Source organism: Bradyrhizobium sp. CCH5-F6 (assembly GCF_001556045.1).
Lineage (GTDB): Bacteria > Pseudomonadota > Alphaproteobacteria > Rhizobiales > Xanthobacteraceae > Bradyrhizobium.
Map to the genome: position 1 here is coordinate 1 of NZ_LSIC01000033.1, position 6,781 is coordinate 6,781.

Below are 6,781 nucleotides of genomic sequence, written 5' to 3' on the forward strand. Positions count from 1 at the left end.
CAGCGACCGCGGCCCCGGCTTTGCGCCGGAGATGCTGGCGCAGCTCGGAAAGCCCTATCAGTCGAGCAAGGGCCGTGCCGGCGGCGGGCTCGGCCTGTTCCTGGTGGTCAACGTCGTGCGCAAGCTTGGCGGCAGCGTGACCGCCCTGAACCACCGGAAGCGCGGGGCCACCGTCCGCCTGACGCTGCCGCTCGCCACGCTCGCGATCGGAGGGAATTTTGACGGCTGACCGCTCGCTCATCGTCGTCGAGGACGACGCGGGCTTCGCCCGCACGCTGAAACGCTCGTTCGAGCGCCGCGGCTACGAGGTGGTGCTCGCCGCCTCGATCGAAGAGGTGCGCAAGGTGCTGGAGGAGCGCTCCTTCGGCTACGCCGTCGTCGATCTCAAGCTCGGCGGCGCCTCCGGGCTCGCCTGTGTCGAGCTCTTGCACACGCACGATCCCGACATGCTGATCGTGGTGCTCACCGGCTTCGCCAGCATCTCCACCGCCGTCGAAGCCATCAAGCTCGGCGCCTGTCATTATCTGGCAAAGCCGTCGAACACCGACGACATCGAAGCCGCCTTCAACAAGGCCGAAGGCAACGCCGAGGTGGCGCTCGACACCCGGCCCACCTCGATCAAGACGCTGGAATGGGAACGCATCCACCAGACCCTGATCGAGACGGAGTTCAACATCTCGGAAGCGGCACGACGACTCGGCATGCACCGGCGGACGCTGGCACGGAAGCTCGAGAAGCGTCCGGTGAAGTAGGCGTCGAGCGATGCTGCCGAGGGGGCGGGCGATCGCGATCAGCGGCCGCCGGGAAGATACTCTCTCTTGCAGCTCGCGATGTTCTTGTCGCGGCCCGGATAGTTGGATCCGAACGCCCCCACATATTTGAGGCAGTCCATGTATTTCCGATTGCCCATCCAGCTGTAGTCCGGGCCAAACACGCCTGCAGCGGCGGGCGAGTACGAGGCCGAGCCGACCAGCAAGCCGATTCCGACGATGGCTGCGAAAGCGGCAATAGCGAAACGAGGAAACTTCATCACCCTTCTCCCTTGGCATCTGCAGCCGGTACGTCCGGCATGGGCAGCACTCTGGGGGAAAGCGGGGCGAGGGTAAGTGCCTGGCATCACACACCGCGACCGGGCGGCGATGGTGCGGTTGATCTTCGACGCAAACGGCTGCGGAAGCAGCGACCGCTCGATACAGGATCCGTGGCGAACAAAAAGCCCGGCCGAACGGCCGGGCTTTTGATCTGTTGCGATCGACGCGCGAGGTGCTTACGCGGCCTCGTCGGCGACGGTGGTGTCGTCGCCATCGGTATCGTCCGCCTCACCCTCGGCATCCGCTTCGCCCTCGGCGGCTTCCGCCTTGGCGTTGCGGCGCGGGCTCTTGGCGAGCTGGGCCTCGATCTCCTTGACCGCTTCCGTCTCGGTCGAGTGCTGCACCACCGCGATCTCGCGGGAGAGACGGTCGAGCGCCGCTTCATAGAGCTGGCGTTCGGAGTACGACTGCTCCGGCTGCGATTCCGAGCGGTAGAGGTCGCGCACGACTTCCGCGATCGCGACGATGTCGCCCGAATTGATCTTGGCTTCGTATTCCTGGGCGCGGCGCGACCACATGGTACGCTTGACGCGGGCGCGGCCCTTGAGCGTCTCGAGCGCCTTCTTCACCAGCGCCGGATCGGACAGCTTGCGCATGCCGACATTGGCGACCTTGGCGGTCGGCACGCGCAGCGTCATCTTGTCCTTGATGAAGTTGATGACGAACAGCTCGAGCTTGGCACCGGCGATCTCCTGCTCCTCGATGGCCAGGATCTGGCCGACGCCGTGAGCGGGATAAACGACGAATTCGTTGGCCTTGAAGCCCTGACGCTGGGTCACGACCTTCTTTTCCTCGACCTTCGGCGCAGCAGCGGGCTTGGCAGCGACGGCGGGAGCCTTGGCAGGCGCAGCAGCAACAGGGGCCTTCGCAGCGGGCTTGGCAGCGGGGGCTTTGGCGGTCACAGGCTTGGCGGCAGCAGGCTTGGCAGCGGTCGCTTTCGCGGCCGGTTTGGCAGTCTTGTTAGGCATTGCGCTTCTTTTGTTCTTCGAGGACTTTGCAGCCGGCGCCTTCGTCGCGGTCCGACCCTTGGATGCGCTACGGCTGGCCGCGGCGACTTTTTTGGCCTCCTTATGGGAAGCCCTCGCTGAAGTACTCTTTTTACGCGTTTTCTGTGACACAGCCTGCGCGCGGAAAACTGCCACGCCCCTGTTCGACATTTGGTTTCACGGGAACCCAGAGGGGCCAACGGGGCTGACGGGGTTCGGCTTAATGTGCCCAATATAGCACATTTCCCGCAAAAATCAATGATTTAGGGGTCTTCAGGGCTGGTTTTCAGCGGCAGCGCCGCTATTAGGGTTAAGTTTGGGCGCGAATTAGTCCCCGGAGCCCGGGTTCGGAGAAAAATATTTCTCGAACTTGCCTTCCATCCCGTCGAATTCCTTGGCGTCGGCGGGTGATTCTTTCTTCTGGGTGATATTGGGCCAGCTCTTGGCGTAGTCGGCGTTGACCTGGAGCCACTTCTCCAGGCCCGGTTCCGTATCCGGCTTGATGGCGTCGGCGGGGCATTCCGGCTCGCACACGCCGCAATCGATGCACTCGTCGGGGTGGATGACGAGCATGTTGTCGCCCTCGTAGAAGCAGTCGACCGGGCAGACCTCGACGCAGTCGGTGTACTTGCACTTGATGCAGTTTTCAGTGACGACGTAAGTCATCCAACGCTCCGAAAAGCTCTTTTAAAAGTCGCGGCTTGCGTAGCGCGGATGGCCCGGCGCCGCAAGGTCGGGAAGGTCCGATCATGACGGCTTTGCGCGTTTGAACGACCAAGAAATGAATGCCGAGCGCAATTAATTGCGCTCGCCGAGCTCCTCGTAGAGCACCCGTGCCGAGGCAGCATCGCCGCGGCGTTCGTTGAAGCCGGTCACCTTCAGGACGCGCACCGTGCGATCGAGCGCGATGGTGAGCACGTCGCCGATCTTGATCGCATGTCCGGCCGACGTCTCGCGCACGCCGTTGACGCGGACGTGGCCTGTGACGACGAGCTCGGCGGCGGAGGTGCGCGCCTTCACCACCCGCGCGTGCCACAGCCATTTGTCGATGCGCTGCCGCTCGGTCGTCGGATCACTCCTTCCGGCCGGACAGCTGCTCCTTCAGCGCGGCGAGCTTTGCGAAGGGCGAGTTCGGATCGACCGGACGATCGCGCTCGCGCGGGTTCGCGCTGGAGGCATAGGGACGCAGCGACGGTCCGGATTCGCGGTCGCGACGATCGCGGCCCTTGTCGCGGTCACGGCCACGGTTGTCGCGGCCCTTGTCGCCGAACTTGCCCTTGTCGCGGTTGCGATCCTTGTCGCCGCCCTTGCCCTCGAAACGACGATTCCTGTCGTCGCGGCCCTCGGGACGCGGCGCGCCCTCCCCACCGCCTTCGCGCGGCTTGCGGAAATCCCTGCCGCCATCTCGGCGACCGCCGCCATGGCGATGTCCCGACTTCGCGCCTTCGGCAGCTTCGCCGCTCGCCGCACCGGGTGCAGCGCCAGCTTCCGCACCGGCCTGCGGGCGAGGCTGATGGTGACGCTGGTGGCGATGGCGCTCGTGGCGCGGCTTGCGGTCCTCGTGACGGCCGCCGGGACGCCAGACCTCGACCAGCTCGGGTTCTGCGGGCGCGGGCGCGACTGCCGCCTCAGGCGCGGCAGCATCGGGCGATGCGGCAGCTTCCGTTGCGGCGGTCTCGGCGGCGGCGGCTTCGAGGCCGCCAGCCTCGGCCGGCGCAGCGGTCTCCTCAGTGGACGGCGCGATGCCGGGCGCATCTTCGGGCGTGACGCGCGCTTCGGAAGAAGCCTCGAGCGCCGGCTCGGCCGGCGCTGCCTCGTCCTGCGGCTCCACGCCGGGCGCGTCTTCGACGGTGACGGCTTCAGGAGCGGCGTCCGCGGCCGGCGTCTCGGACGCAGCCGCCTCTTCCGGCAGACCCGCAACGGCTTCCGTCGCAGTCTCAGGCGAGGTCTCTGTCGAAGTCTCGGCGCTGCCTTCGACGGGCGGCGCCTCCGCTGCGACGGTTTCGGCGACGACCGGCTTTTGCGGAAGCGGCGGACGCTTCTCCATGCGGTAGCCGAGCGCGCGCAGCACGGAGGCGAAGTCCTCGCCGGCCGATCCCGTCAGCGAGGTCATCGCCTGGGTGACGACGAAGCTGCGGCCGTCGAACGCGCCGGCGGGCTTTTCGCCGGGCGAGTTCTCGCGCCAGGCCAGCGCCGGGCGGATCAGATCGGCCAGCCGCTCCAGGATGTCGACGCGCACGGCGCGCTCGCCGGCCTGCTTGTAGCCGAGCACGCGATAGGCATCGCGCGGCAGCGCCTTGTCGACCGGGAACGAGGTGCGGCCCGACGATGCCAGATGCTGCGCGCCGGAGAGCGACGAGAGATCGACGTTGTCCTGCTTCAACGCCCAGAGCAGCGCGGCGAGCGCACGTGCCGCAGGCTTGAGCAGGCCCGGGAAATAGATGTGGTAGGCGCCGAAGCGGACGCCGTATTTCCGCAACACGGCGCGCGAGGACTGGTCGAGATCCTTCAGCTCGTTGGCGATCTTCGGCCGCTCGAGCACGCCGAGCGCCTCGACCAGCTGATAGGCGATGCCGCGGGCAATGCCGGTGACGTCCTCGGCCTTGGACAGCTCGAACATCGGTCCGAGCAGTTTCTCGATATGGGTCTTGAGCCACAGCTCGAGCCGCGCCTGCACCTTGTCGCGCGGGGCGCCGGTCAGGCGCTCGTCGGAGATGATGCGGATGCGCGGATGCAGCGCCTCGTCTGCGGCAGACAGTCGCGCCACGGCGTCGCCGGTCCAGCGGATGATGCCTTCGGAGGTGAGCACGAACTGCTCGTCCGGCGCATTGCCGAGCTTTTCGGCACGGGCGTTGATCTCGCCGGCGAGCACCGCTTGCGCTGCAGCCTGCAAGGCTTTCGCATCGGAGCCAGCTTCCGCCGCGTCCGGTGCAAAGGTGAAGCCATCGAGGCGGCCGATGACATGGCCTTCGACGATGACTTCGCCGGTCTTGCCGATTTCCGTATTCAAGCTCGTGTTCTCCCGCAGGCGGCGCATCAATACACTGGTCCGGCGATCAACGAAACGCTCAGTCAAGCGTTCATGGAGCGCATCCGATAATTTATTTTCGACCTCGCGCGCGATTCCCTGCCAGCGCTCGGGGTCTTTCAGCCAGTCCGGACGGTTGGCGACGAAGGTCCAGGTGCGTATCTGCGCGATTCGGGCCGACAGTGTGTCGATGTCGCCGTCGATGCGGTCGGCCTGGGTAATCTGGGCCTCGAACCAGGAATCGGGGATGCATCCCTTCTGCATCAGGAAGCCGTACAGCGTCGTCACCAGTTCGGCATGGGCGGCCGGCGACAGTTTTCTGTAGTCCGGGACCTGGCAGGCTTCCCAGAGCCGTTCCACCGCGGCCTTGCCATGCGCGATATCGCGCACCTCGACGTCGCGGGCGGCGTGATCGAGCACGCGCATGTCCTCGGCGATCGGCGCACGCGTCAGCGTCTCGTGGCCGGGGGCGAGGTTCAGCGACACCTGGAGCGCGCCGAGCGAGGAGAAGTCCAGCCTGGAATTGCGCCATTGCAGCACCTTCACCGGATCGAAGGTGTGGTTCTGCAGCGCGTTGACGAGCTCGGGCTCGAACGGCGCGCAGCGGCCGGTGGTGCCGAAGGTGCCGTTGCGCGTGGCGCGGCCGGCGCGACCGGCGATCTGCGCGAATTCGGACGGCGTCAGACGGCGGAACTGGTAGCCGTCGAACTTGCGGTCGGAGGCGAAGGCGACGTGATCGACGTCGAGATTGAGGCCCATGCCGACCGCGTCGGTAGCGACGAGATAGTCGACGTCGCCGTTCTGGAACATCGCCACCTGTGCGTTTCTGGTGCGCGGCGAGAGCGAGCCCAGCACCACGGCGGCGCCGCCATGCTGGCGGCGGATCAGCTCGGCGATGGCGTAGACTTCGTCCGCCGAGAACGCGACGATGGCGGTGCGGCGCGGCTGGCGCGTGATCTTGCGGTCGCCGGCGAATTCCAGCTGCGACAGGCGCGGCCGCGTGATCATGGACACGCCCGGCAGCAGCCGCTCGATGATCGGGCGCATCGTCGCGGCCCCTAACAACAGCGTCTCGTCGCGGCCGCGGCGGTTGAGAATGCGATCGGTGAAGACGTGGCCGCGTTCGAGATCGGCGGCGATCTGCACCTCGTCGACGGCGAGGAAGGAAACGTCGAGGTCGCGCGGCATCGCCTCGACGGTGGACACCCAGTAGCGCGGGTTCTTCGGCTTGATCTTCTCTTCGCCGGTGACGAGCGCGACGCTGGCTTCACCGGTTCTGGCGGCGATCTTGTTGTAGACCTCGCGCGCGAGCAGGCGCAGCGGCAGGCCGATCATGCCCGAGGGATGCGCGAGCATCCGCTCGATGGCGAGATGGGTCTTGCCGGTGTTGGTCGGCCCGAGCACCGCGGTGACGCCCGCGCCGGGCACGCGATCGGAAGGTGCGCGCTCGGAGGCGAAGGGGGAGGGAGAAAAAGCCATGTCTATCGATTAGGTAGTAGCAATTGGGGCGAATGTCAGTGCCGGATGAGGCGGGCCGGGGGCTGGGTGTCGGCCATGTCTCCGAACGCTGGGGTGGCGGCCACGCACTCCGCTGTCGTGCCCCGGCTCGACCGGGGCATCCAGTACGCCGCGGCCTCTCCACTCCAGCACAACCGCCTCGGCGTACTGGATCGCCC

General features: G+C 66.6%; 7 protein-coding genes. 2 read left to right on the forward strand and 5 right to left on the reverse strand.

The genetic code is table 11. The annotated features are described in order from the left end of the window. The coding region (locus tag AX729_RS06055; protein ID WP_197433537.1) for an ATP-binding protein at positions 1-229 on the forward strand (229 nt) is incomplete at its 5' end. After that, positions 219-752, forward strand: a complete 534-nt coding sequence (locus AX729_RS06060; protein WP_061021100.1) for a response regulator transcription factor — start codon at positions 219-221, stop codon at positions 750-752. The genes AX729_RS06055 and AX729_RS06060, both read left to right, overlap by 11 nt. 38 nt (positions 753-790) lie before the next feature. Here the strand turns inward: AX729_RS06060 and AX729_RS06065 are convergent, their stop codons facing one another. From AX729_RS06065 to AX729_RS06090, 5 genes are all read right to left on the reverse strand, one after another. Beyond that, positions 791-1,030 carry a hypothetical protein gene (locus AX729_RS06065; RefSeq protein WP_061021101.1) on the reverse strand — a complete coding sequence of 80 codons (240 nt, stop codon included), beginning with the start codon at positions 1,028-1,030 and terminating at the stop codon, positions 791-793. Between the two features lie 237 nt (positions 1,031-1,267). After that, entirely contained in the window at positions 1,268-2,059 is a 792-nt protein-coding gene (locus AX729_RS06070; RefSeq protein ID WP_082770350.1) for a CarD family transcriptional regulator, read from the reverse strand. A gap of 345 nt (positions 2,060-2,404) precedes the next feature. After that, positions 2,405-2,743 (reverse strand): ferredoxin FdxA, encoded by a 339-nt coding sequence (fdxA, locus tag AX729_RS06080; RefSeq protein ID WP_018643465.1) that lies wholly within the window; start codon positions 2,741-2,743, stop codon positions 2,405-2,407. Between the two features lie 132 nt (positions 2,744-2,875). Beyond that, positions 2,876-3,127, reverse strand: coding sequence for an RNA-binding S4 domain-containing protein (locus tag AX729_RS06085; protein ID WP_082770351.1), 252 nt, complete (start codon positions 3,125-3,127; stop codon positions 2,876-2,878). Between the two features lie 22 nt (positions 3,128-3,149). Further along, the gene (locus AX729_RS06090; protein ID WP_061021105.1) at positions 3,150-6,584 is read right to left on the reverse strand and encodes a helicase-related protein; all 3,435 of its coding nucleotides are present in this window, start codon (positions 6,582-6,584) and stop codon (positions 3,150-3,152) included. Positions 6,585-6,781: the final 197 nt, after the last annotated feature.